A 23,935-nucleotide genomic window follows, 5' to 3' on the forward strand; every position below is an offset into this window, starting at 1 on the left:
ATGGTTGGTCAGCATTTTAAAGGAACTGGTCAGATCATACGACTGCTTTTCCAACAAAATGGAGTAAAAATTGTTTTATGGTTAAGTGGTTTGATTGGTGTTTCAATCGCTACAGTAACTGCCTATACAACTATTTATACCGGTCAAAAAGAGATCATAGAATTTGGTTTGACAATGCAAAATCCAGCTATGATAGCCATGCTAGGATCGCTTTATGAAGTGGATACCTTTAATTTAGGGGCTGTTTTTGCAAGTGAAATGTTATTATTTTCAGCTATTGCAGCCAGCGTTATGAATATATTATTGGTCAGTTCTAGTACGAGGATGGATGAAGAAGAAGGCCGATTGGAAATGATTCTAGCATTACCTGTGGGACGGCTAGCATATTTAGCTGCAACAATTAGTATGATGGTTATCGTAAATAGTCTATTGTTTATGATTTTGTCGCTAGGTCTAGGGTTATTTAACCACGAAGCGTTTAGTGTAGAATCTGCTTTGCTATATGGGGGTATCCTTGCAAGCACAGGGCTATTTTTTGCAAGCGTGACCGCCGTTACAGCACAATTAGCTGAAACATCTAGAGGTGCTACAGGAATTTCTTTTGCGGTACTAATAACTGCCTACATCATAAGAGCTGTTGGAGATGTTAACAATGAGATGCTGTCACTCGTTTCCCCATTAGGTTGGACTGTTCGAACAGCGGTATTTGTCGACAATGACTGGTGGCCAGTTAGTGCATTAATTAGTGGGATGGCTATTTTATTAGTGAGTGCCTTTTATTTGAACCAGCAAAGGGACATTAATGCTGGATTATTACCTGAGCGTAAAGGAAAAGTTTACGCTTCGAATGTGTTAAAGAGCCGATTCGGCTTAACTTGGCGATTGGAAAAAGGAACGATTATTTCATGGGCCATTGGTGTTTTTCTAATGAGTGCTGCTTTCGGTTCTATTTTAGGCGATTTAGAAGCTTATTTCTCGGACTTTGAATTGGTTCAAGTCATCTTAGGCGATGACTTAAGTGATTCTATGACTGAACAGTTTATTACATTGTTGGTGGGTATTATGTCTGTTTTTGCTGCTGTTCCAGCGGTATCGGTCTTATTAAAACTGAAAAAGGAAGAACGATTGGGGCGAACGGAAAACTTATATAGTCGATCTGTTTCTCGAAATAAAGTGATGGGAAGTTATTATACTATAGCATTTTTAACGGCTGTACTGATGCAATTGCTGATTGGATTAGGGTTGTATGCTTCGGCAAGTCAAATTATAAAAACAACTATTGGCGTAGGAACAGTTATCGCATCTGGGCTAGTCTATATTCCGGCAATTCTGGTGGTTTTAGGATTAACAACAGTACTTGTAGGAGTATTTCCTAAGAGAACAGGCTTGATTTGGATCTATGTAACTTTTGCTATTTTGGTCATCTACCTTGGCAATTTACTCGAATTTCCAGAGTGGGTAAATAATATCTCTGCCTTCCATCACATACCTCAACTGCCAAATGAAGAAATTGCTTGGTCCCCTCTTATTACGTTAAGTCTAGTAGGGGTTGGTCTTACTATCATAGGGTTTTTAGGCTACAACAAAAGGGATATCTAAGGATGATAAGTTAGTCGCTTTTAATAAAGGTTGAAAAGGTCATTTACTTTAATAAAGGTTGATTTATAGCTGTAGAATTCGTGTGCTTTTTAAGTAATAGGAGCTTGATAAAATACGATAAATGATATAACGTTAAGTCATAACTAGGTAAGAACTTGATTAAGAGTAACGTGAAGGTTCTTTTTAAAATAGAGAATGCACGATTTAATCAGCGGAAATATTATTTGAAATGAGGACGGAATTTTTATGGAAATAACAGAAACAGAGATGCGTGATTATATTTTGGAAAAAATTATTCGCCATGAATTTCCAACAAATAAAAAGTTGCCAAGTGAAAATGAATTAGCAGATTATTTTGGGACGACTCGTAACAGAATTAGAAAAGTTTACCAAATGTTGGAAGCTATGGGCTATATCACTTCAAAACAAGGAATCGGTCATTTTCCACGTGAAAAAGGCCCCACTATCGAACTTGCATTGCGAGGAGATATCAGCTTTTCAGAAAAGATGAAACAGCAAGGTATAGCGTATCAATCGATCAATATCCATTGTCTTCCGATTCAATTGAACGAAAGTGACGATCGTCAGCAGCTGTTTTCTAATGAAGGCCAAGTGTATGAAATTTGTCGGTTGCGCATCGTTCATGGTAAACCAGCAGCATTGCACTACTCTTATGTGTCTACTGAGACATTCCCGAATATTGCAGAAGATGGGAAAAAAATTACTTCAATATTCAATTATTATTTTAAAAAGGGGTTCTCGAATTTTACAAGTAGCGGTTCTGAGTTAAGTATTTCATTTCCGCAATTAGAGGAACAAAGATTGCTCAAATGCGGAGAATTAGTACCCTTATTAATAATGAAAAGTGATTGTCGAGATAAAAAAACTGACAAACTCCTTGAAATAACTAAAATTATTTATCGGAGTGATTTGTTTAAATATAAAATTGAAATAGATTAAAGAAACCGCTTGACTGCGACAAACAGTCAAGCGGTTTTTTTGTTGTGCTTTTATAGGAGTAGAAGGACGTGAACTATTGGGTAGCTTAGTAGATAGAAAAGGTTCAATGATGAAGCAGGAGTTAACAATAAAAGTCTTAATTTAACAAACGATAACAATACTTTACAAACCTTTACGCAAATTTCATAGTATCCCACTTGGCGACAAGTTAGACTAAATTTCGAAGGGGGCGTTCCACATGAATAGAAAAAGAAGGACACGCATTTTAATCGATTTTGGAAAAGAAGAGTCACTCAAGTTAGCTGAAATAATTGAAAATAATTATCCCATTGAAATGATTTCTGAACCAAGCGAGGCATTGACTATGATCAAGGTGAGAGAGTCAGCCAAAAATTCACTCTTTTATTTAGGCGAAGTGCTAATTACAGAAACAAAAGTACGCATTGAAGGTAAAGTTGGAATCGGTATTGTAAAAGGCCATGAAACAAAATTTTCCAGAGCGTTAGCAATCATCGATGCGGCATACAGTGCTGAATTGCCAGAAACAGCTGAGTGGTTCAGAATCTTGAAAGATATAGAGACAACAGGTGAAGAAGCCGTTGGAGAGAAACAAAGACAACTAGCTCAAACAAAAGTAAATTTCGAAACAATGAATCAATAGGAGGATAACATGCAAAACAAAGTGAAGGATACGCAAAGAGTTTTCCGAAATATTTTGGATAGTTTATCTCGTCCAGGAAAAATCGTTGAATTGGGAACGACATTTGACTATCAGACAAGTCTTTTGGATGAAACAATGGATATCTTGATGACTTTATTAGACGGTGAAGTGACATTTCATTTAGTAGGTGAAGAACCAACAGCTATTGAAGAAATAAAAATTCGAACGTTAGCTACTTTCGTACCACTTATTGAAGCAGATTATATTATTCTGCCAGATGGAACAAATCAAGATTATTTGATTAATGTTTTTCAGCAAGCTAAGAAAGGGACTTTAATGGATCCCAATCGTAGTGCAACAGTAATTATCGAAACAGAAAACCTAACAACTAGTGAAAAATATACATTAAGTGGACCAGGCGTGAATGGTAGTCGTGAAGTAGCTATTCCCACTGCTGAGTTTTGGATTGAGGCACGTAATGAAGCAATAAGCGAGTTTCCTCTAGGTGTTGACTGTTTTATCATTGACCAATTTGGACAATGTATGGGTCTGCCACGAACAACAAAAATGAGAGAGGTGCGCTAAATGGGTTATGTAGCAGTAAAAGGTGGACAAAAAGCCATTGAACGTTCCAATCTAGCATTGGATTACGACCGAATCAAAGATGGAAGAGTTTTAGATGTTGCTGATATCTTGGCAGGAATGCGACCTTTAGTCGATCAAGTCATGTCAGAAAGCAGTCTTTATGACGAAGAGCTGGCTGCATTGGCCATAAAACAAGCAAGTGGGAGTATGGAGGAAGCTGTATTTTTAATGCGTGCCCACCGTTCAACTTTAGCAAGACTTTATTACACAAATACGACCAGCACAAAATCCATGTTCGTTGAACGACGCATTTCAGCTTCGTTTAAAGACATTCCAGGAGGGCAATTGCTAGGAAGTGCTAGTGATTTCAAGCAACGCTTCTTAGATTTTGATTTGCTGAATGAAACCCAAGAGCAGGTGCGAGAGACAGCTGAAAACTTCGAAAAAAAAGAATTTGATGCTCCAGTGATGAATTTACGGCAGCTTCCGAAAGTCATAGATTATCTGGAAGAAGAAGGATTGTATACTTCGCAACCACTAAACGACCGTGAACCTGATGATATTACCAAAAGCAGTATTCAATTCCCTACATCACGCAGCCAACGTCTACAATCTTTGACTCGTGGCCAAACAGGGGCAGTTACCTCTTTAGGATATGCAGGAATTCGTGGTTACGGAGTAGCGTCACACCCAAATATCGGAGAATTACGGGTTGGCGAATTGCCTCTCCATGTTTCTGATGCCCGTCATCCTGATGAAGAGGACCAAGCTTATTATATCGGTTCAATTATTACGACTGAAGTGGAATCTTTTCTTCCTATTGATGTCACAGATAAAGATGGCAAAACGACGCAAAGTTTTGCGGTAGGCTATGGCCTGACATTCGGTCAAAATGAAACAAAAACAATTGCAATGAGTGTTCTGGACTATTCGTTGGAGCATCCAGTAGATGGCTACCCAACTTCCGATGAAGAATTTGTGCTACTGCATGTGGATTCTGTCGAATCAACTGGGTTCATCTCACATCTGAAGTTGCCGCATTACGTTACCTTCCAATCATTGCTGGATGGAATCCGAGAAATTAAAAAAGGAGGAACAGCAGAATGAATTACCAAGGAAATTATGCTTTCCTCGATGAAAATTCAAAAAAAGAAATCCGTCGAACGATCTTGAAAGCTGTTGCTATTCCAGGTTATCAAGTGCCGTTTGCTTCTCGTGAGTTGCCAATTGCACGTGGTTGGGGAACAGGTGGGCTGCAAGTTAGTCTGTCGCTAGTTGGGGAAGAGGACGTTGTGAAAGTTATTGACCAAGGATCTGACGAAAGTGTCAATGCGGTCAACATTAAGAAGATGATTACGGATACAACTGGTGTGGATACAACAATCCATACGATTGAATCAACTATTATCCAATCTCGCCACCGAATCCCTGAAGTACCTCTTACAGAAGAACAAATTTTAGTACTACAAGTTCCGCTTCCTGAACCACTGAGATTGATTGAGCCATCTGAGCGGAAGACGAAAGAAATGCACGCGTATGGAGAATACAGTGTTTCCTGGTTACACATCTTTGAACAAATTGTTCGTTATGGTAAAGCGTCAATGCAATCGGATTATCCGGTTATCGTCAATGGTCATTATCTTATGGCGCCAAGTCCAATCCCGCGTTTCGATAATCCTAAAATGAATCAGAATGAGGGACTTATTCTACTGGGAGCAGGTCGTGAGAAGAAAATCTACGCCGTTCCGCCTTATACAGATGTCGTTTCAATCGACTTCGAAGATTACCCATTTGAAACGGAAAGTTTCTCTGGAGCCGCATGTCGGATGACTGGTTTGACAGATGTTTTCCTTGATGAATTACAGGATGAAAAAACTGGAGAAAGCTATTATTTGACCAATGATCAGTCTTACATGTTGGAAGTCTTAAATGAACAACAAAACACAGTCACAGGAGGGGGCACACATGAATAATGAAGCGCCAGTGTTATCCGTTCGCAACATGAACAAACAGTTCGGTAAAGGCTGCATGACTTGTCAAGGACACCCTGAAAATCTTGAAATGAACTATTGTCCAAGTTGCGGGACCGTCTACGCTTGTCGAGATATTTCTTTTGATCTTTATAAAGGTGAAATCATCGGCATCGTTGGCGAAAGTGGATCTGGAAAATCAACATTGATGAAGTCGCTCCATTTTGATATGGACGTAACAAGTGGAGAATATCTATTGGCTGATTATAAAGAAGGCGCACAAAATGTCTTCGAAGTATCTTTACAACACCAAAAATGGATTCGCAATATGTTGCTGGGAATGGTCTATCAGAATCCGATTCTAGGGTTGCGGATGGAATTTTCTTCCATTGCCAATATTGCTGAAAAAATGATTGCCGCAGACCACAGGAATGTTGAAGCCATGTTTGATAGAGGACATGAGTTGCTCAATAAAGTAAATATTCCAACATTTCGTTCTAAAGAAGCCCCAGAAAATTTTTCGGGTGGTATGCAACAAAGAGTTCAAATTGCTAAAGCACTTTCGAACAATCCGCCAGTATTGTTGTTAGATGAAGTGACGACGGGTCTCGATTTGAGTGTGCAAGCGGATGTCTTAGACTTGATCAAGACCATTCAGCGAGAGCTGCAAATTAGTATGATTGTCGTTTCGCATGATTTATCCGTTATACGCATGCTTTCTGATAGGACCATCGTGATGTACAATGGTGAAATTATTGAAGAAGGGCTGACAGATCAGATCTTGGAAGACCCACAGCATGCCTATACGCAACAACTCGTCTATTCATTAATTTAGATAGTCAAAAAAGTGTAGTGGAGTTGAATACCAATTAAAACTAGCAGGGGGAAAGTCATGTTCATTATCATAAATGGAGTAATCGTATTAGAGGAGTCATTATTGGAAGACGCTGCAATCGTGGTTGAAGGAGATACCATCAAAAAAATCATGTCTATGGATGAAGTAGAGAGTTATGGTCCGGAATATCATATTCTGGATGCAGATGGAGGCTTTATTGCACCAGGGTTCGTGGACATTCATTCTGATTATATTGAGACGATCGTCTCGCCTCGTCCGACTGCGATGATGGATTTCGACATGGGGTTGCGCGAAAGCGAACGGATTCTAATTACACATGGAGTAACAACGATGTTCCATTCGCTTTCTTTATATAAAGGAGAAGATTTTGGAGCGAAACTCATTCGCCAACCCAAACACGCGAACCGTTTAATCGAAGCAATCAATGATACACATAGTAAAGATCATCTTATCCGTCATCGTGTCCATGCTCGTTTTGAAATTGATAATTTTGAAATGGTAGAACAAGTGAAAGAGCATATTAAAAATGGCAAGATTCACCTCATTTCTTTCATGGATCATACCCCTGGCCAAGGGCAGTATCGCAATTTAGAAATATTCAAAAAAACAATTGCTGGCTATCAAGATATGACGGATGCAGAAGCAGAAACCATCATTGTGAAACATCAGGGCAAAGAAAAGATTGCTTTTGATAAAATAGCTGAGATTGCTGAGGTAGCCGTAATAAATGGTATAGCAGTTGCTTCTCACGATGATGATTCAATCGGAAAGTTGGATATCGTCCAACGACTAGGTACAACAATCAGTGAATTTCCAACTACATTGGAAGTGGCAGTTGCCGCTCACAATGCAGGCTTATGGACCCTCGCTGGTGCACCAAATATTTTATTAGGCGGTTCGCATACAGGAAACCTCAGTGCTGCAGAAGGTATCCAACAAGGATATATTTCGATTCTATGCAGCGACTACTACCCATCAGCTTTGATTCATGCCATTTTTATCATGCACCAAAAATATGGCGTCAACCTAGTGGATATGTTTCGCATGTTGACCATTAATCCAGCAAAAGCTGTGAAGTTGGATCATGAGATTGGCTCTATCAAAGAAGGTAAAAAAGCTGATTTATTACTGATTAAAGTAAAAGATGACTATCCCGCTATTAAATCCGTTATGGTTGATGGGAAAATCATCTACAGAACAGAGTATCGCCAATGATTACCAACAAAAAAAGATTGACCCAAGAACCAACAATTGATCCTACAGCAAAAATGAAAAATGTTACATTTGGCATCTTTAATGAAATTGGAGAGCTAAATTCCATCGAAAATAGTCATTTCGACGACTATTCTTATACTGGTCAGTTTTGTTTCGTTCAAAATGCTCAAATTGGAAAGTTTGCGAATATTGCTGCAGCTGTCCGTATTGGACCAACTGATCATCCTTATGAACGTGCTTCATTGCATCACTTTACTTACCGGCCTGAAATGTATGGTTTTGCAGAAAGTGCTGAACAATCTTTTTTAGAACGCCGAGCTGACCGTATTACGACAATTGGACATGACACTTGGATCGGTCACGGCACGATCATTATGCCAGAAGTTACGATTGGCAACGGGGCAATCATTGGAGCTGGAGCGATTGTAACAAAAGACATTCCTCCTTATGCAATTGCTGTTGGCGTTCCTGCAAAAGTGGTGAAATACCGTTTTGAACCAGAAATAATCAACGCACTTGAACATATTCAGTGGTGGGATTGGACACCGGAAGCGATCAAAGAACGGTTTGAGGATTTTAGAGAACCAATTGTAGATTTTGTGGAAAAATACAAAAAGTAGTTGAACAAAGATAAGAAGGAGGAAGACCATGACCAATAAAATCATTGAAATACACCAATTGGAGAAAACCTTTACGACACATCATCTAGATAAGACGATGACTGCTGTTGAAGGAATCTCTTTCAGCCTGGAAAAAGGAGGTTTTGTAGGAGTTGTCGGTAAGAGTGGAAGTGGTAAGTCAACTATCATCAAATGCATTTATAGAACGTATCTACCTCAAAACGGACAGATCTTTTATGATTCAGAATCTTTCGGGAAAATTGATTTAGCATCAGCGTCAGAACGTGAAATTATCCAATTGCGTAAAAATGAAATTGGCTATGTTTCTCAATTTTTAAGTGTTATGCCGCGAACGACTACATTGGAATTAGTCGAGCAGAGTCTCTTAGAAACAGGAGTGGACCAAGCGACAGCAACAAAACGTGCAAAAGAAGCACTGCAGCATTTTGATATCGCTGAAGAACTCTGGGACAGTTATCCAGTCACATTTTCTGGTGGTGAAAAATTACGGTTGAACATCGCTCGAGCAACAGTGAAAAATCCACGTTTACTGCTTTTGGATGAACCAACTGCCAGTCTTGATAACGAATCAAAGCAAAAAGTTCGTGAAGTTATCCAAAAATTGAAAAATGAAGGTACGACTATGATCGGTATTTTTCACGATTTAGAATTCATGGATGGTTTGTGTGATTACACTTACCACATGCAAGACCGGAGAATGGAGATGAACTAAATGAAAGCAGACTTACATGTTCATAGTGAATTTTCGGATGGTTATGACAGTATTGAAACAGTTTTAGATTTAGCGCAACAAAATGGCATTGAGATGATTAGTTTTGTTGATCATGATACAACGGCTACTTACCCTGCAGCGAAAGAAGCTGGAGAAAAGCGTGGAATAACCGTTGTTCCAGGTATTGAAATATCCTCTTATGATTTCAAACGTAGTCGAAAAGTGCATATTCTAGGGTATAACTATCGGTACCCCACGCATCATATCAATGAATTATGCAATGAATTATTAGAAAGAAGAAACAATCATTCTTGGCTACAATTAGAGACTCTTATTGACAATGGCTATGAGGTTCATACCAGCAAGCTGAAAAAATCAAAGGATGATTTTTCGACACTTTACAAGCAGCATATTATGGAATCATTGACTAATGAGGCATATGAATCAGCTGAATATAAAACACTCTACCAAAAGCTTTTTAAAAGAGACGGCATCTGTGCAGGAGATATTGAATATATTGATGCTATCTTGGCTGTCCGTGCGATCAAGGCAGATGGCGGATTCCCGGTTCTTGCGCACCCGGGACAACTTGATTCATATGATATTGTGCCTAAACTGGTTGAAAATGGCTTGGCAGGAATTGAAATTTATCATCCAGACCATACTGAAGAAGATCACAAAAAAGTGCGCGAAATAGCTAAAGAATTCAACTTGTTTTTGACCGGAGGATCCGATTACCATGGGAACTATTGGATTCCAATAACTGTCGGACAATGTTTAACACCAGAAAGAAGTCTTCTTCATTTAAAGTAAACTCCTTAACCTATTATTGACAAGAAGTTATACAAAAACTAACGGGTAATTTACATTCAAATGCTAAGTTTAACTATGTAAGAAAAAACAATAAAAATTTGGAGGCTATCATGAAAAACGTATTTTCAAAATTCGCAGTATTATCAATGAGTGCATTAGTATTAGCAGCATGTGGAAACAGTGGTTCAGCGACAACAGATTCAGGAACAGCATCAACTGAAGACTACTCAGACAAACTCACGATGGTATGGTACCCAAATGAATCAGGAAGCGATATGGAAAAATCCCGTGAAGTGATCGGCAATTACATTGAAGAAGCAACAGGCAAAGAAGTGGAGCATCAATTGACAACGGATTATGCTATTGCAATTGAAGCTATCGCAAGTGGACAAGCGAACTTAGCCTTTATGGGAGCTCAAGGTTACGTAGAAGCTAACGAAAAAAATGAAAATGTTCTTCCACTAGTTGTTCCATCTGGTGAATCTGGAACATTAGAAGATGCTATTTATTACAGCTGGATCAACGTTAAAAAAGGCAACGAAGATCAATACAGTGATGGCAATGGAGGCTATTCCATTGAAAACATTAAAGACAAACGTTTCTCATTTGTCTCAAATTCATCGACATCTGGATTTGTTGTGCCAACGTCGGGTATCGTTGAAGCTTTCCCAGATGAAAATCTGACACAAGAAGCTTTAATGGAAGGTGGAGAAGATAAGTTTTTCAGCGAAGTTCTATTTGGAGGATCTCACCAAGGTTCAGCTGTTAATTTAATAAGTGACCGCGCAGATGTTGCAGCATTCTGTGACACTTGTGTAGCGAATTATGTAGAACCGGTTGAAGGAGAACAAAATGAAGTTGGAACAACGTATGCAGTAAGAGAAGATGCAGCAGATCCATTTAGTGGATTAGCAGGCCAAAAATTTGTCTCAATTGCTGTTACACCTGTTTTGAACGCTCCAATGGTAATCAACAATGATGTAACTTCACCAGAAGATCAAGCTGCATTGAAAGAAATCTTCACAAGTGAAGAAATGAATAATGATTCCGGAATCTGGAAAGATCCAGAATCTGAAGATAGTGCTTTGTTTGAAAAAGAAGGAGACTCACAATTCATCCCTGCAGAAGATGCTTGGTTTGATCCAATCCGCGAATTATCAGAAAACTAAACAATGAAACAGAAAAGGAGTTAAAAAAATGACCTTGCTAGAATTGACTGATGTATCTAAAGAGTATGTAAAAGGCAAGAAAGCATTGTCTGACGTCGACTTCTCAGTTGAAAAGGGAGAATTTATTTCAATCATTGGGAAATCTGGCGCTGGGAAATCAACTCTCCTTCGCTGTATCAACCGTATGATTGAACCGTCCGATGGCATGATCAAGTTCGATGGTGTCGATACTGAAAAATTGAACAAAAAAAAATTGCGTGAATTAAGAAGACAAATAGGGATGATCTTTCAGCATTACAACTTAGTGAATCGATTAAGCGTTTTAGATAATACAAGTCATGGACGACTTGGTTATACTGGTACGTTAAAAGGAATGTTTGGCATTTTTACAAATGAAGACAAAGAAAAAGCCATAACCATCTTAGATAAACTGGGACTTGAAGATCAAATTCATCAGCGCTGTGATCAACTGTCCGGTGGGCAAAAACAGCGGGTCGGTATTGCTCGCGCCTTGATTCAAAATCCTAAAATGATCCTGTGTGATGAACCAATTGCTTCACTAGATCCAAGTTCTTCACGTGTTATCATGGAATATTTAAAAAATATCAATGAGACAATGGGAATCACCGTTATTTGTAATCTTCACCAAGTAGATGTTGCGATGGCTTATTCAAAACGGATCATCGGTATGAGTAATGGCGAAGTTGTCTTCGATGGAACACCGGATCAATTAACACATGAAAAAGTTCACGAGATTTACGGTAGTGAAGCAGGAGAACTTATCACAGACATATCTGTTTAAGAAAAGGAGGATTAGATGGAATTAACAACAAAAAGACCACAACCACGAGGATGGAAAACAACTATTACTTTCTTGATCCTTTTACTATTGGCTGTTGGTGCGACTATCCTGCTGGAATTCAATTATAGTGAAGCATTATTCGCCTTTCCCAATGCGGCAATGTGGATCATTCAAAATTTCTATCCAAATGCTGAGGCTTGGCTGAAGTTACCCAATATTGTAGAGAAATTAGTTGAGACTGTTTTGATGGCCATTGCTTCTGCTACAACAGCTAGTTTCTTTGCCTATATTTTCGCACTTTTCGGGGCTGAAGCGACGAAATTCAACTCTTTTCTTTCTTGGGCATCTAAGTTATTTGCCTCTTTTTTCCGAAACGTACCAGATATCGTTTGGTCGATGATTTTTCTCTTCTCATTTGGTATGAGCATTATGACCGGATTTTTAGCTTTGTTTTTTGTAACATTTGGAATGATGAATCGTGCTTTTATTGAAACAATTGATGAAACATCCAGTGAATCTGTTGAAGCATTGACCGCAACTGGTGCAAACTGGTGGCAGATCGTCGGACAAGCCATCTTTCCCAATAGCATTTCTGGGGTTATTTCCTGGGTACTGTACAGTATTGAAAATAATATTCGTAGTGCAACCTTGATTGGTATGCTTACAGGATCAGGAATTGGACACATCTTCAATCTCTATTATAAGAATCTTGATTATCATTCGTGTAGCTTGGTCGTCTTATGCATCATGGTAGTCGTACTGGTATTGGAAGGTATTTCCAATAGAGTAAGGAGGTCTATTCTATGAGTGAACGAGAGCTGCCACTAACGTTGAAAGATATAGAAGAAAAAAGAAAGGCTAAGTCAAAAGATTCATCTACTCAAAAAGTACAGAACCAAATGCATCCGATGCGCAATGTTTGGATTGTATTAATTTTATTAGTACTCACTAGTATTTACGCATTCATGAGTTTTGACTACGGCAACATCAATTGGAGCGAAGCAATCGCTACGACCTTTGCGAATTTGAAAATCATTTTCTTGGAGGCAGATCTGACAACGATAACTCTTGGTGAAGCATTGATCCAAGTGTTGATCACTTTCGCGATTGCCTTCTTGACTACTTTATTTTCCGCTATTGTGTCGTTTTTCTTAGGATTATTTGCCGCTAAGAATCTTGGTGGGGGGAAAACGTCTACTATTATTAAAACCTTTGTGGCCCTTATTCGGTCCATTCCAACCGTAATGTGGGTTCTTATTTTTGCGATTGTTGCTGGATTAGGAAGTGTCGCAGCAGTAATCGGTATCTCATTCCACTCGTTAGGGTACCTGACAAAAATGTTCTCTGAGACATTTGAAGACATGGATGAAGGTGTCACTGAAGCGTTGAAAGCAACTGGAGCAAGTTGGTGGCAAATTATCTTTCAAGGTGTATTGCCAAGTACGATTCGTTCGTTAAGTGCATGGACATTCATGCGACTTGAGATCAATTACATCATAGCTTTGGGAATGGGAGCAGCTGCTGGAGCCGGAGGAATTGGTTTTAATCTGTTTATGTCTGGTAATTTCTATTACAACATGCATGAAGTAGGAGCAATTACATTCTTGATTCTCATTACTTGTGTCTTGTTGGAAGCTATTTCGGTAAAAGTTAAGAGAAGTTTAGTAACGAAGTAATCATTTAAGGAGAATCAATTAATGAAAAAATACATGAAATGGTTGCTTGTATTTGGAGCACTTCTTGTTGTGTCTGGCTTAACTTATTTATCTGGTGATAGTTATAAAAGTGTGAATAATACTGATGACTACGAGGAAGTGATGGAACAAGATACCGCCTATATTTACTTTGGTCGGGAAACGTGTAAGTATTGCAAAGCTTTCGAACCACTTTTGGAAAACGCCATAAATGATACGAGTGCAACCGTTTATTACTATGACACCGATGAACACAATGGATCTGAGGATTTTCAAGACATCTTAGATGAGAATGAAGTTGTGACCGTTCCTAAATTAGTTAAGTTAGAAATGGGTGAAGTAGTCGATTATGTAGATCATACAGATTCTCAAGAATCAATTACAACACTATTGACTGCTAAATAAAAAATGAGGTCCTTGATGATTCGATTTGCATTGAATTATCAAAGGCTTTTTGTATGTCTAGCTAAATGAAAAGGCTAATAAACTTATTTTGACTATTGACAGGTTTATAAACTATCTGTTATTATTTGTTTAAGATTAAGAAATAATGAATTTTTAATGATAGAAATAAAGACTTTGATAAGGAAAGTAAGTCAGAAAATAATTTTTAGAAAGCCCGGATGATGGAAATGGGTAATGATAGTTCTGATGGAAAATGGCCTTTGAGTCGAGCAGTCGAGTGAGAGTTTCTTTTAGACTGTTACGGTAAGCACCCGTTATCTGATGCATCAGTTTACGATTTTTCATTTGTGGGATTGTGTACTGAATAAGGTGGAAATAGCGATATTTTCATAAACTAAGGTGGTAACACGGAATTTAAATGTCCGTCCTTTCTAGTCGAAAGACTAAGATTGGGCGGGCATTTTTTTGTTGTATAAATGAAAAGGGGGAATAGTAATGAAGAAATGGACATTGGGGATAAGCATTGTATTGGCAACAGGATTATTGATTGGATGTGGTACACAAGCAGAAGGAAATAACGGCTCAGATACTTCAGCAACCACACAAACTGTACAAGAAACAGGCGTTGGCGTGAGTGCTGAAATCACGACATTAGATACCACTCAGGCTACTGATCGCAATACCTTCACCGTTATCGAGCAAATATTTGAAGGATTGTACCGTTTCAATGCTGAAGATGAGCTTGAACTAGCTCTTGCAGCAGAACCGGCCATTATCAGTGAGGATGGCTTAACTTATACATTTAAGTTAAGAGAAGATGCAAAATGGTCTAATGGCACACCTGTAACTGCAAATGATTTTGTTTACGCCTGGGGGAAAATGGTAAATCCAGAATCATTGTCACCGAACGCTTACTTATTTGAAAATATCAAAAATGGTTCTGAAATTGTTAAGGGAGAAAAAGAACTGAGTGAATTTGGCGTTTCAGCAGTGTCAGACTATGAATTAAAAGTGGAATTAGAAGTTCCCAGACCTAATTTTTTGAGCCTATTAGCAATCGGGTGGTTCTTCCCACAAAATGAGGAGTTTGTGGAATCGCAAGGTGACAATTACGGACAAGATACGGATGCTATCATTTATAATGGACCGTTTACGTTAGTTGATTGGAAAGATGGCGCTACTAGCTGGGCTTACGAAAGAAACGAATCCTATTATGACAAAGATCAAATTGCTTTGGACAGAGTGAATGTTACAGTGGTTAAAGAAGTATCTACCGGATTGAACCTCTATGAAACCGGTGAGTTGGATGTTGTTACATTAACAGGAGATTACGCAAAACAATTTGAGAATGACGAAAATCTTGTCCGTAAACAAGAATTGGCTCTACAGTACTTAACTTACAATGCCGCAGAAAATAGTCCATTAAACAATGAACATTTAAGAAAAGCAATTGCTTTATCTATTGATAGAAAAGAATTGACGGAAAATGTGCTTGAAGATGGATCAGAACCTCTAGGAGGTTTAATACCACAAAAATTACTAACCAATCCTGAGACCAATGAAGATTTCCGTACAGACAATGGCTCTTTTAATGATTACGATGCTGAAAAAGCTAAAGCAGAATGGGCTCTGGCACAAGATAAATTAGGTAATATAGTAGAACTTGAATTATTGACAAACGATGATGCAACTTCTAAGAAAGTTGGTACCTATATCCAAAGTGAAGTTCAAGAACATCTCCCAGGGGTAACAGTCACCATTAGGAGTGTACCAAGTAACGTTGCCAAAACAGAACGAACTTCTGGCAATTATGACTTTTCAATAGCCGGATGGATAGCTGGTGATTTAGATCCAACAGGTTTCTTTGTTTTATTGGAAACAGATAGTCCTTATAACTATGGTGCTTATCAAAATGATGAATACCAAGCTTTAATAGATGAAAGTAAGACAACGTATGCTAATGATTCTAAAGTAAGATACGCCAATTTTTTGGAAGCAGAAAAAATTCTGATGGATACTGCTGCTTTCCAACCATTGTATCAACGTACAACGAACTACTTGCAACGCCCTACAGTCCAAGGATTGGAAAGTCATCTATTGGGATCTGACTTTACCTTCAGAAATGGCACGATTACAGAGTAATTAAAAGCAAACTAATCGGCTATTACCAAAGATAGGAAGTATGAAAAAAACTTGTGCTTCAAACAGATTTTGGATTAGAAGATGGTGCTGTAACTCAAATTTTGCTATTTTTTAGAAAATGAGAAAGGTAGAGCCATAGAAAACTAGTTATTAAGCTAGGTTGGGACATAAGTCTCTTCCTTTATAATTAAAACCCGCAGAATTGCATAGAAAATGCAATTCTGCGGGTTTTAGTTGTTAGTTGTCCAAAAAAGCATACTCTTTACTTTAAGATAAAAAAACGATAAATATACTAGTAAGAGGTGTTCTTAATAGTGTATCAACTATACAGTAACAAATTTACTTGCCGCTTAAATTGATTGCAATCATTTGACAGTACTTTCTTTAGATTGTTTCTGAATCTTTCAATCTGTAGGCACCATGGAAAATAGGTCCAACAAATTCATTAAAACGAAAGCCATGCTCAATAGCAGCGGTAACAAAGTCCTTAGCCTTGAAGATAGCTTCTTTTTCGGATAGCCCAGTTGCTAGTCCAGCTGTGATTGCAGCAGCAAAAGTGCACCCAGCTCCATGGTTGTAAGCAGGATGGATTTTTTTTGTTTCAAGGGTGGTTAATTTTCCTAGTCCTGAAAAGATACCAGCTTCAATAAGATTTGGAGTTGCCACATCCGCAAGAGGCAATAGATATTTTTGAATGGCTTCTGCCGTTTCGGGATTTAATAATTCGTCTTCTCCTTTACATGCTAGAACAGGGTCAATAACAACTTTAGGGAAGTGATAAGCAGAAATTGTGTTGTCTACAAGTTCAACAATTTCCACTGAACCAAGCATACTTGTTTTCATAGCGGCAATTTTAGTATCTCCTGCCAGAATAGTTTTTAATTGTTCTTCCACAACTGAAATTGGCAGAGTAGTAACATTATGCTTCCAATCATTATCCGGATCCATGGTAGCAATAGTAGTCAAAGCTACCATGCCATAAGTGCTATATTCTGAGAAGGTTTTTAGGTCTGCCGCTAGTCCAGCACCGCCGCTGGCATCGCTGCCTGTAAATGTTCAATCTATTGTTTCTCGAGTTGTGGATCCTATGCAGCCAGCTGTTGTAACTTTAGGGAAAATGGAAGTTGGGACTCGCTTTAATGTTATTGCAGAAAATGGTCATATAGAAGAAACGGTCCGTATATTTGATACTAGAACACGCGATAAAGTAGAAGAATATTTAAAACATTATGCTGAATAAATCGCTCGTATGTATGGTGGGGAAGACTTTGGTCATTATATGATGAAAATCCAAGGAGCATTTGCAACTGTGGGTAGTGGTAACCCTAAAAAAGATACTTGTTGGCCTCATCATTCTGGATGTTTCAACGTAGACAAAGAAACGTTGAAAGTCGGAGCAGAATTGTATGCTCAATATGCATTAGCTTATTAGAACAAGACAAATTTTTAATAATGCTTTCTATAGTAAGGAACAGCACTACTTTGCACAGGTTTCGTATTCTTAAATAATTTATGTAAGAGTGTGTTTAATCTAAAAATAGAAAAGTTATAAGAAAATATAAACAATACACTAAAAGTTAAAAATAAGAGAGTACAAAACAAATAATCGATACACTAATTAGTGTATCGATTATTTGTTTTGTGTATCACTGCATAGCTCTAGTCTACAGGGATGTAAAGCAATACACTAAAGTTGGCACAGAAATTGCATATAGTAAGTGATGGACAAATCAATAAACTTGTTAAAAAAATCTAAACAGTTTAAGTTTAGATAAAGAGGATATTGAAAGGTGGCGGTGTTGTAGCTTTAAGAGTTGTGTTTTTAAGTGAGATAAAACTAAAAAACATGATGAAGAAGTGATTCTGTTAGTTTCGTCTCATCAGAAAATAGAAATAAAATATTTAGGAGGTAGAAATATGGTAGGAATTATACTAGCAAGCCATGGCGAATTTGCTGAAGGCATCTTGCAATCTGGCGCAATGATTTTTGGAGAACAAGAAAATGTTAAAGCTATTACCTTAATGCCAAGCGAAGGACCAGAAGACATTAAAGCAAAAATGAAAACTGCAATCGCTTCGTTTGACGATCAAGATGAAGTATTGTTCTTAGTTGATTTATGGGGTGGAACTCCATTTAATCAAGCAAACACTTTGTTTGAAGAACATAAAGAGAAGTGGGCAATCGTTTCTGGGTTAAATTTACCAATGGTAATTGAAGCTTACGCATCTCGTCTTTCAATGAATTCAGCTCAAGAAATTGCAGCTCATATCATTGAAACAGCAAAAGAGGGCGTTAGAATCAGACCTGAAGAGTTGGAACCTGTATCAACAACTGCAGTTGCAACTGGTGAACCAGTACAAGGTTCGATCCCACCAGGAACAGTAGTTGGCGATGGCAAAATCAAATTAGGTCTAGTACGTGTAGACTCTCGTTTATTACATGGTCAAGTAGCTACAGCATGGACAAAATCTGTGTTACCAAACCGTATTATCATCGTTTCAGACGTTGTTGCTAAAGATGAGCTTCGTAAGAAATTGATCGAACAAGCAGCACCACCTGGAGTTAAAGCTAACGTTGTTCCAATCAGTAAAATGATTGAAATTGCTAAAGACCCTCGTTTTGGAGGCACAAAAGCATTATTATTATTTGAAAACCCTAGAGATGTTGTTAGAGTTATGGACGGCGGCGTAGACATTAAAGAAGTTAACGTTGGTTCTATGGCGCATTCAGTAGGTAAAGTGGTTGTAAGTAAAGTTCTTTCAATGGGACAAGATGATGTTGAAGCTTTTGAAGAAATGAAAGAAAAAGGCGTTAAATTTGATGTACGTAAAGTACCAAATGATTCAAGTGGCAATATGAACGAGATTCTTAAAAAAGCAAAAAATGAATTAGCACGCGCATAATGAACTAATAAAATAATAAATTAAATAGGAGGCCTATTATGTCTATAATATCAATTATTCTAGTAATTCTTGTTGCATTTCTAGCCGGTATCGAAGGAATCTTAGACGAATTCCAATTTCATCAACCATTAGTGGCATGTACATTAATCGGTTTAGTAACAGGTAATTTAACAGCATGTATCATTCTTGGCGGAACACTTCAAATGATCGCTCTTGGTTGGGCAAACATTGGAGCAGCCGTAGCACCAGATGCTGCATTAGCATCAGTTGCATCAGCAATTATTTTAGTATTAGGTGGACAAGGAGCAGCTGGAGTTCCAGCAGCGATCGCAGTTGCGGTTCCACTTGCAGTAGCAGGACTTTTCTTAACAATGGTTGTTCGTACATTAGCTGTACCTATCGTACATTTAATGGACAGCGCAGCTGAAGATGGTAATTTCAGAAAAATCGAAATGTTACACATTGGTGCAGTATGTATGCAAGGAGTTCGTATTGCAATTCCAGCAGCAGCTCTTTTATTCATCCCAGCACAAACGGTTCAATCATTCTTAGAATCTATGCCAGCTTGGTTAACTGACGGTATGGCAATCGGTGGTGGAATGGTCGTTGCGGTTGGTTATGCATTAGTTATCAACATGATGGCGACAAAAGAAGTATGGCCGTTCTTCATTATCGGTTTCGTAGTAGCAGCAATTTCTCAATTAACTCTTATTGCTCTTGGAGCATTAGGCGTAGCTTTAGCTCTTATTTACTTGAACCTTTCTAAAATGGGTGGTTCTTCAAATGGTGGCGGAAGTAACTCTGGTGACCCGCTTGGCGATATCTTAAACGATTATTAATCCTGAAGGAGGAGAAGAGACATGGCAGAAAAAATTCAGTTAACTAAAAAAGATCGCTTAGCCGTAGCATGGCGCTCTACGTTCATTCAAGGTTCTTGGAACTACGAACGTATGCAAAATGGTGGTTGGGCTTATGCAATGATTCCAGCAATTAAAAAATTATACACTACTAAAGAGGAACGCTCATTAGCGTTAAAACGTCATTTAGAATTCTTTAATACTCACCCATACATTGCTTCACCAATTCTTGGAGTTACTTTAGCTCTTGAAGAAGAACGTGCAAACGGAGCTCCAGTTGATGATGTAGCAATTCAAGGAGTAAAGGTTGGTATGATGGGTCCTTTGGCCGGTGTTGGTGACCCTGTGTTCTGGTTTACTGTACGTCCGATGTTAGGTGCTCTTGGAGCATCATTAGCAATGGGTGGAAGTATCCTTGGACCAATCATTTTCTTCGTAGCTTGGAACTTAATTCGTTGGGGATTCATGTGGTATACACAAGAATTCGGTTATAAAGCCGGTTCTAAAATCACAGAAGACCTTTCAGGTGGGTTATTACAAGATATTACAAAAGGTGCATCAATTCTAGGTATGTTCGTACTGGCTGCTTTAGTACAGCGGTGGGTATCAATTAGTTTCCAACCGGTTGTTTCCAGAGTTCAATTAGATGAAGGAGCATACATCAAATGGGATGAACTTCCTAATGGTGGAGAAGGAATTCGTCAAGCCTTTGAACAAGTCAACTCAGGATTGGCGCTTTCACCTACAAAAGTAACAACTTTACAAAACAACTTGGATCAATTGATTCCAGGGTTAGCTGCATTGGCTTTAACAATGTTCTGTATGTGGTTGCTTAAGAAAAAAGTTAGTCCAATCGTTATTATTCTTGGCTTATTCGTAGTCGGAATCGGTGGACATTTAATCGGACTTTTATAAGATCAACTAAAAAGTCGGTTAAAATCTCTGAATCACTACTAATTCGCAAAAAAAAGTGGCTGGGATCATCTCAGTCACTTTTTTTATTGCTCTAAGCACTTAAAACAACGTATAATGATGAAAAGATGATAAATGAAATGGAGCAGATAGAATGGTTGAATCAATTAATACAAAAGTAGATTTAGTAATAGATGCCACTGCTTTTACAGGATTAACGGATTATGGAAAAATAATGATTGGTGATAAAGGGTTTGAGTTCTTTAATTCTCGAGACAAACGTAAATTTGTTCAAATTCCATGGGAAGAAGTAGAGAATATCATTGCTTCAGTAATGTTTAAAGGAAAATGGATACCACGTTATGCTGTCGAAACAAAAAGATCTGGGACATTTACCTTTTCATCTAAGGATCCTAAGAAAGTTCTTCGAGCTATCCAAGTATATGTAGATCCAAGTCATATGGTCCATTCCTTAAGCTTCTTTGAGGTTATAAAACGTGCGTTTAAATCAATTGGGAAAAAGAAAACGAAGATAAAAAAAACTAAGAAAAAGAAATAATAAAATCTTAGTGTGCTTTTTCTTGTTCATTAACAATTCCTGCCTAGAACAGATTTGTTCTAGGTTTTTTTGTGTATATGTTATACTAAGCAAAAAAATATGGGGAAATGTAGTAAATAATAAAGAAGGTAGGAATTCGAATGGTAGAAAAGGATGTATTGCTTTTATTGACTGATAAGTGGGCGGATTGGGAAGCTTCGTATGCTATTGCTGAAGTAAACTCTGTTCCACACTATTCAGTAAAGACTATTGCTTTAGATAAAGAATCAAAGTCTTCTATTGGCGGCTTACGCGCTGAAATCGACTTTTTGATTGAAGAGTATACCGACCTTAGCAATTTGGCTTTAGTCATCTTACCAGGTGGATTTTCATGGCAGGATAATCGATATGAAGAAATTGCTCGTTTTATTAAACACGTTCTTGACCAAAACATACCGATAGCAGCTATTTGTGGAGCGACTATTTTTCTTGGCAGTCATGGTTTACTGGATCAAGTTAAACATACTGGTGACAGTTTTGAGTTTTTTGAAGCGCAAGATGAATATAATGGAGCAACGAATTTTCTGGAAGCACAGGCGATTCGAGATAAAAATATCATCACCGCTAATGAAACAGCCGCAGTCGAGTTTGCCTATGAAATATATAAATTGTTAGAAATTGATGAACCAAAAGAGCTAGAAGCTTGGTACGATAATTTTAAAAATGGATTTGTAAGATAGAAAAGGGTTTCAAAGAAATAGATTTTGTTTTAAATAGTAAAAACGGGTGGTTGCTTAAACGCGACCATCCGTTTTTTCTAATTCTTATTTAAATTTATTGTATCATCCTAAGCTAGTCACTTAAACGAGACCAGAAGCGCTCGTTGTACCATTTCACAGTACCAATACATGCCATAATTGGGATAGCAGCTGTTAGCACAGATACGATTGTTTGCCAGATAGGAGTTAAGTTATTCAATAAGAAGCCAATAAGAAGAATTGATAATAGCCCAATAATGAGTGAGCTAAAAATACTAACAAATTGAATGAATGCTCCTCCTCTGTTGAATAACTCTGTAAGATTCTGCCATTCCAAATATAATAGACGGAAATCACGGGCAAAGTAATAGTGACATAGTACGAAAATCCCGATGATAATTCCAGCTAAGAATAGAACTCCCAATAATAAAGGTAGTTTTGCAATAAAAATAAAGGCTATACCTAGAATAAGTGGGAGCAGAGCTTCCGCTATAAAAGCGAATAGAAATTTCTGCTTTAGGTAGTTTTTCATCGAAAAAGGTAAGGACTTTAGGTACATAAAGTTTTCTCTATCTAGTGAGATAATAACACCAACAATTGAGGTCGCACTCAATGTAAGGAAAGCATACGCGAATCCAGCAAAGAAAAACAAAGACCAATAGTGTAAGGTCATACCTCCTAAATAAATCCCATTCGTAAAAATTGGACCTAATAATATAATGACAGGAAAAACAATACTTGAACTCAAATGTTGCATGATAAGTGTACCATCTTGAATAAGACCAAAGTTATATTTCCATAAGGTTCGATTAACAGAAACGGAAGGTTTCTCTAAAGCAGTTGAGTCGTCTTTTTTTGGGTTTTTTGTCTTTTTTTGTCTATCTCTTACATCTAATTCTTCTTCCCGATAAAATCCGGGCACTGCCCATTTGAACACGATTAACGCCAAAATAGCTAGTAGTACAATCCATAAAGAGATACCAAACCAAGCATTCAAACTGAGTGGCTTTAATAGGACCTGGTGGAAGGATTGAACAAAAGGAATCACTTGATAGTCAGGTAAGACTTGCCCATAGGGAATGTCAGCTTCTTGGTCCATGGAAGAGATAAAAAGGATGACAGCCGTCATTCCTAAACTGGACAAAGTATAAAGAGTCGTTGTGACGGCTTGTTTATTTTTTTTGAAAAATGCCAGTTTGGTAATCAAATGAACCAAAACCACAGAAAAGAAAAAGACCACCATCATCAGTAAAAGAAATAAAAACAACGAAACTATAATAGAAATAAGGATAGACTGTCCAGCATCCTGTCCTAACAGAATAAATAAAGATAAGATTGGAATCAAGTACGGCAATATCATTAGTGCAAGGACAGCCAACTTGGCTGTGAAAACTTCACTCCATTTGAAAGGCAAAGGAAGATAGTGAATGAGATCTTTTGACTCATAGAATAAATTATAAACTAAATAGAATCCTTGCAGAACAGCCATGATAATGAACATAACGATATAAGTAGTAAACATGCCAGGATACTGAGTAAAGTCTATGAAAAAAAACATAAAACTATACAATAGAAAAAATACCAACAACATAAGACCACTTTGCAAAAGAACAGACATATATGGCGGAAACGAAGATGCCGTTCTTGTTTTTGCTTCTTCGCTCCTTTTTTTCTCGATTAGATGAGGATTAGCAGAAATCAGATTTACTTTAGCCAGCTGTTTGATATGTTGCAGCCGCATG

25 protein-coding genes, 1 pseudogene and 1 other annotated feature are annotated in these 23,935 nt (G+C 37.8%); of the genes and pseudogenes, 24 read left to right on the plus strand and 2 right to left on the minus strand.

The features are described 5' to 3' along the window. From CAR_RS02455 to CAR_RS02535, 17 genes are all read left to right on the plus strand, one after another. Positions 1-1,599, plus strand: a complete 1,599-nt coding sequence (locus CAR_RS02455; protein ID WP_013710148.1) for an ABC transporter permease — start codon at positions 1-3, stop codon at positions 1,597-1,599. A gap of 246 nt (positions 1,600-1,845) precedes the next feature. Beyond that, positions 1,846-2,559, plus strand: coding sequence for a GntR family transcriptional regulator (locus CAR_RS02460; RefSeq protein ID WP_013710149.1), 714 nt, complete (start codon positions 1,846-1,848; stop codon positions 2,557-2,559). A 238-nt stretch (positions 2,560-2,797) separates the two neighbouring features. Beyond that, positions 2,798-3,220, plus strand: a complete 423-nt coding sequence (gene phnG, locus CAR_RS02465) for a phosphonate C-P lyase system protein PhnG (protein WP_013710150.1) — start codon at positions 2,798-2,800, stop codon at positions 3,218-3,220. Between the two features lie 9 nt (positions 3,221-3,229). Further along, the gene (gene phnH, locus CAR_RS02470) at positions 3,230-3,805 is read left to right on the plus strand and encodes a phosphonate C-P lyase system protein PhnH (protein ID WP_013710151.1); all 576 of its coding nucleotides are present in this window, start codon (positions 3,230-3,232) and stop codon (positions 3,803-3,805) included. Then, entirely contained in the window at positions 3,806-4,912 is a 1,107-nt protein-coding gene (locus CAR_RS02475; protein WP_013710152.1) for a carbon-phosphorus lyase complex subunit PhnI, read from the plus strand. Beyond that, entirely contained in the window at positions 4,909-5,778 is an 870-nt protein-coding gene (locus CAR_RS02480; protein ID WP_013710153.1) for an alpha-D-ribose 1-methylphosphonate 5-phosphate C-P-lyase PhnJ, read from the plus strand. Before CAR_RS02475 ends, CAR_RS02480 begins: the two co-directional genes overlap by 4 nt. A gap of 55 nt (positions 5,779-5,833) precedes the next feature. Then, positions 5,834-6,610 carry an ATP-binding cassette domain-containing protein gene (locus CAR_RS02485; RefSeq protein WP_013710154.1) on the plus strand — a complete coding sequence of 259 codons (777 nt, stop codon included), beginning with the start codon at positions 5,834-5,836 and terminating at the stop codon, positions 6,608-6,610. Between the two features lie 57 nt (positions 6,611-6,667). Next, the gene (gene phnM, locus CAR_RS02490) at positions 6,668-7,846 is read left to right on the plus strand and encodes a phosphonate metabolism protein PhnM (RefSeq protein ID WP_013710155.1); all 1,179 of its coding nucleotides are present in this window, start codon (positions 6,668-6,670) and stop codon (positions 7,844-7,846) included. Then, positions 7,843-8,466 carry a chloramphenicol acetyltransferase gene (locus CAR_RS02495; RefSeq protein ID WP_013710156.1) on the plus strand — a complete coding sequence of 208 codons (624 nt, stop codon included), beginning with the start codon at positions 7,843-7,845 and terminating at the stop codon, positions 8,464-8,466. The genes phnM and CAR_RS02495 overlap by 4 nt, the downstream gene beginning before the upstream one ends. Positions 8,467-8,494: 28 nt before the next feature. Further along, positions 8,495-9,199, plus strand: coding sequence for a phosphonate C-P lyase system protein PhnL (gene phnL, locus CAR_RS02500; protein ID WP_013710157.1), 705 nt, complete (start codon positions 8,495-8,497; stop codon positions 9,197-9,199). Then, positions 9,200-10,012: a PHP domain-containing protein gene (locus CAR_RS02505; RefSeq protein WP_013710158.1), complete on the plus strand. Its 813-nt coding sequence runs from the start codon at positions 9,200-9,202 to the stop codon at positions 10,010-10,012. It begins immediately after the preceding gene. 110 nt (positions 10,013-10,122) lie between these two features. Then, positions 10,123-11,181: a PhnD/SsuA/transferrin family substrate-binding protein gene (locus tag CAR_RS02510; RefSeq protein ID WP_041556098.1), complete on the plus strand. Its 1,059-nt coding sequence runs from the start codon at positions 10,123-10,125 to the stop codon at positions 11,179-11,181. Between the two features lie 28 nt (positions 11,182-11,209). Beyond that, positions 11,210-11,983 carry a phosphonate ABC transporter ATP-binding protein gene (gene phnC / locus CAR_RS02515; protein WP_013710160.1) on the plus strand — a complete coding sequence of 258 codons (774 nt, stop codon included), beginning with the start codon at positions 11,210-11,212 and terminating at the stop codon, positions 11,981-11,983. A gap of 15 nt (positions 11,984-11,998) precedes the next feature. After that, positions 11,999-12,790, plus strand: coding sequence for a phosphonate ABC transporter, permease protein PhnE (phnE, locus tag CAR_RS02520; protein ID WP_013710161.1), 792 nt, complete (start codon positions 11,999-12,001; stop codon positions 12,788-12,790). Next, complete coding sequence (locus CAR_RS02525) at positions 12,787-13,659, plus strand: PhnE/PtxC family ABC transporter permease (protein WP_013710162.1); 873 nt, start codon at positions 12,787-12,789, stop codon at positions 13,657-13,659. The genes phnE and CAR_RS02525 overlap by 4 nt, the downstream gene beginning before the upstream one ends. A gap of 21 nt (positions 13,660-13,680) precedes the next feature. Continuing rightward, the gene (locus tag CAR_RS12820) at positions 13,681-14,082 is read left to right on the plus strand and encodes a thioredoxin family protein (protein ID WP_013710163.1); all 402 of its coding nucleotides are present in this window, start codon (positions 13,681-13,683) and stop codon (positions 14,080-14,082) included. 165 nt (positions 14,083-14,247) lie between these two features. Beyond that, positions 14,248-14,515 (plus strand) — a binding site (T-box leader). 62 nt (positions 14,516-14,577) lie between these two features. Next, positions 14,578-16,224 carry a peptide ABC transporter substrate-binding protein gene (locus CAR_RS02535; RefSeq protein WP_013710164.1) on the plus strand — a complete coding sequence of 549 codons (1,647 nt, stop codon included), beginning with the start codon at positions 14,578-14,580 and terminating at the stop codon, positions 16,222-16,224. A gap of 384 nt (positions 16,225-16,608) precedes the next feature. Here CAR_RS02535 and CAR_RS02540 read toward each other — a convergent pair. Then, positions 16,609-17,280: pseudogene (locus CAR_RS02540) on the minus strand (bifunctional hydroxymethylpyrimidine kinase/phosphomethylpyrimidine kinase); the annotation flags it as partial. 31 nt (positions 17,281-17,311) lie between these two features. Here CAR_RS02540 and CAR_RS13125 point away from each other — a divergent pair. The 7 genes from CAR_RS13125 (at position 17,312) to CAR_RS02570 (ending at position 22,175) form a co-directional block, all read left to right on the plus strand. Next, the gene (locus CAR_RS13125) at positions 17,312-17,464 is read left to right on the plus strand and encodes a hypothetical protein (protein ID WP_158305239.1); all 153 of its coding nucleotides are present in this window, start codon (positions 17,312-17,314) and stop codon (positions 17,462-17,464) included. 39 nt (positions 17,465-17,503) lie between these two features. Continuing rightward, on the plus strand, positions 17,504-17,656 hold the full coding sequence (locus CAR_RS13130) for a hypothetical protein (RefSeq protein WP_158305240.1): 153 nt from the start codon (positions 17,504-17,506) through the stop codon (positions 17,654-17,656). Positions 17,657-18,141: 485 nt separating this feature from the next. Next, positions 18,142-19,128, plus strand: a complete 987-nt coding sequence (locus CAR_RS02550; RefSeq protein WP_013710166.1) for a mannose/fructose/sorbose PTS transporter subunit IIA — start codon at positions 18,142-18,144, stop codon at positions 19,126-19,128. A gap of 38 nt (positions 19,129-19,166) precedes the next feature. After that, the gene (locus CAR_RS02555; RefSeq protein WP_013710167.1) at positions 19,167-19,967 is read left to right on the plus strand and encodes a PTS mannose/fructose/sorbose transporter subunit IIC; all 801 of its coding nucleotides are present in this window, start codon (positions 19,167-19,169) and stop codon (positions 19,965-19,967) included. Positions 19,968-19,988: 21 nt separating this feature from the next. Next, entirely contained in the window at positions 19,989-20,900 is a 912-nt protein-coding gene (locus tag CAR_RS02560; RefSeq protein ID WP_013710168.1) for a PTS system mannose/fructose/sorbose family transporter subunit IID, read from the plus strand. Positions 20,901-21,051: 151 nt separating this feature from the next. Continuing rightward, positions 21,052-21,456, plus strand: a complete 405-nt coding sequence (locus tag CAR_RS02565) for a DUF956 family protein (RefSeq protein WP_013710169.1) — start codon at positions 21,052-21,054, stop codon at positions 21,454-21,456. Between the two features lie 140 nt (positions 21,457-21,596). Next, positions 21,597-22,175, plus strand: a complete 579-nt coding sequence (locus tag CAR_RS02570) for a type 1 glutamine amidotransferase family protein (RefSeq protein ID WP_013710170.1) — start codon at positions 21,597-21,599, stop codon at positions 22,173-22,175. A gap of 112 nt (positions 22,176-22,287) precedes the next feature. Here CAR_RS02570 and CAR_RS02575 read toward each other — a convergent pair whose 3' ends face one another. Further along, a complete protein-coding gene (locus CAR_RS02575; protein ID WP_041556100.1) occupies positions 22,288-23,934 on the minus strand; it encodes a hypothetical protein in 1,647 nt (548 codons plus the stop codon). Between the last annotated feature and the right edge of the window lies 1 nt (position 23,935).

This window comes from Carnobacterium sp. 17-4, assembly GCF_000195575.1.
Lineage (GTDB): Bacteria > Bacillota > Bacilli > Lactobacillales > Carnobacteriaceae > Carnobacterium_B.

Bases quoted from the DNA above. Each gene is read 5' to 3' on its own strand.
- CAR_RS02575 (WP_041556100.1), bottom strand. From the start codon at position 23,934: ATGCGGCTGCAACATATCAAACAGCTGGCTAAAGTAAATCTGATTTCT.
- CAR_RS02565 (WP_013710169.1), top strand. From the start codon at position 21,052: ATGGTTGAATCAATTAATACAAAAGTAGATTTAGTAATAGATGCCACT.
- CAR_RS02560 (WP_013710168.1), top strand. From the start codon at position 19,989: ATGGCAGAAAAAATTCAGTTAACTAAAAAAGATCGCTTAGCCGTAGCA.
- CAR_RS13125 (WP_158305239.1), top strand. From the start codon at position 17,312: ATGCAGCCAGCTGTTGTAACTTTAGGGAAAATGGAAGTTGGGACTCGC.
- phnL (WP_013710157.1), top strand. From the start codon at position 8,495: ATGACCAATAAAATCATTGAAATACACCAATTGGAGAAAACCTTTACG.
- CAR_RS02525 (WP_013710162.1), top strand. From the start codon at position 12,787: ATGAGTGAACGAGAGCTGCCACTAACGTTGAAAGATATAGAAGAAAAA.
- CAR_RS02460 (WP_013710149.1), top strand. From the start codon at position 1,846: ATGGAAATAACAGAAACAGAGATGCGTGATTATATTTTGGAAAAAATT.
- CAR_RS02550 (WP_013710166.1), top strand. From the start codon at position 18,142: ATGGTAGGAATTATACTAGCAAGCCATGGCGAATTTGCTGAAGGCATC.
- CAR_RS12820 (WP_013710163.1), top strand. From the start codon at position 13,681: ATGAAAAAATACATGAAATGGTTGCTTGTATTTGGAGCACTTCTTGTT.
- CAR_RS02475 (WP_013710152.1), top strand. From the start codon at position 3,806: ATGGGTTATGTAGCAGTAAAAGGTGGACAAAAAGCCATTGAACGTTCC.
- CAR_RS02480 (WP_013710153.1), top strand. From the start codon at position 4,909: ATGAATTACCAAGGAAATTATGCTTTCCTCGATGAAAATTCAAAAAAA.
- phnC (WP_013710160.1), top strand. From the start codon at position 11,210: ATGACCTTGCTAGAATTGACTGATGTATCTAAAGAGTATGTAAAAGGC.
- CAR_RS02455 (WP_013710148.1), top strand. From the start codon at position 1: ATGGTTGGTCAGCATTTTAAAGGAACTGGTCAGATCATACGACTGCTT.
- CAR_RS02505 (WP_013710158.1), top strand. From the start codon at position 9,200: ATGAAAGCAGACTTACATGTTCATAGTGAATTTTCGGATGGTTATGAC.
- phnE (WP_013710161.1), top strand. From the start codon at position 11,999: ATGGAATTAACAACAAAAAGACCACAACCACGAGGATGGAAAACAACT.
- CAR_RS02510 (WP_041556098.1), top strand. From the start codon at position 10,123: ATGAAAAACGTATTTTCAAAATTCGCAGTATTATCAATGAGTGCATTA.
- CAR_RS02570 (WP_013710170.1), top strand. From the start codon at position 21,597: ATGGTAGAAAAGGATGTATTGCTTTTATTGACTGATAAGTGGGCGGAT.
- phnG (WP_013710150.1), top strand. From the start codon at position 2,798: ATGAATAGAAAAAGAAGGACACGCATTTTAATCGATTTTGGAAAAGAA.
- CAR_RS02535 (WP_013710164.1), top strand. From the start codon at position 14,578: ATGAAGAAATGGACATTGGGGATAAGCATTGTATTGGCAACAGGATTA.
- phnM (WP_013710155.1), top strand. From the start codon at position 6,668: ATGTTCATTATCATAAATGGAGTAATCGTATTAGAGGAGTCATTATTG.
- CAR_RS02485 (WP_013710154.1), top strand. From the start codon at position 5,834: ATGACTTGTCAAGGACACCCTGAAAATCTTGAAATGAACTATTGTCCA.
- CAR_RS02495 (WP_013710156.1), top strand. From the start codon at position 7,843: ATGATTACCAACAAAAAAAGATTGACCCAAGAACCAACAATTGATCCT.
- CAR_RS13130 (WP_158305240.1), top strand. From the start codon at position 17,504: ATGATGAAAATCCAAGGAGCATTTGCAACTGTGGGTAGTGGTAACCCT.
- phnH (WP_013710151.1), top strand. From the start codon at position 3,230: ATGCAAAACAAAGTGAAGGATACGCAAAGAGTTTTCCGAAATATTTTG.
- CAR_RS02555 (WP_013710167.1), top strand. From the start codon at position 19,167: ATGTCTATAATATCAATTATTCTAGTAATTCTTGTTGCATTTCTAGCC.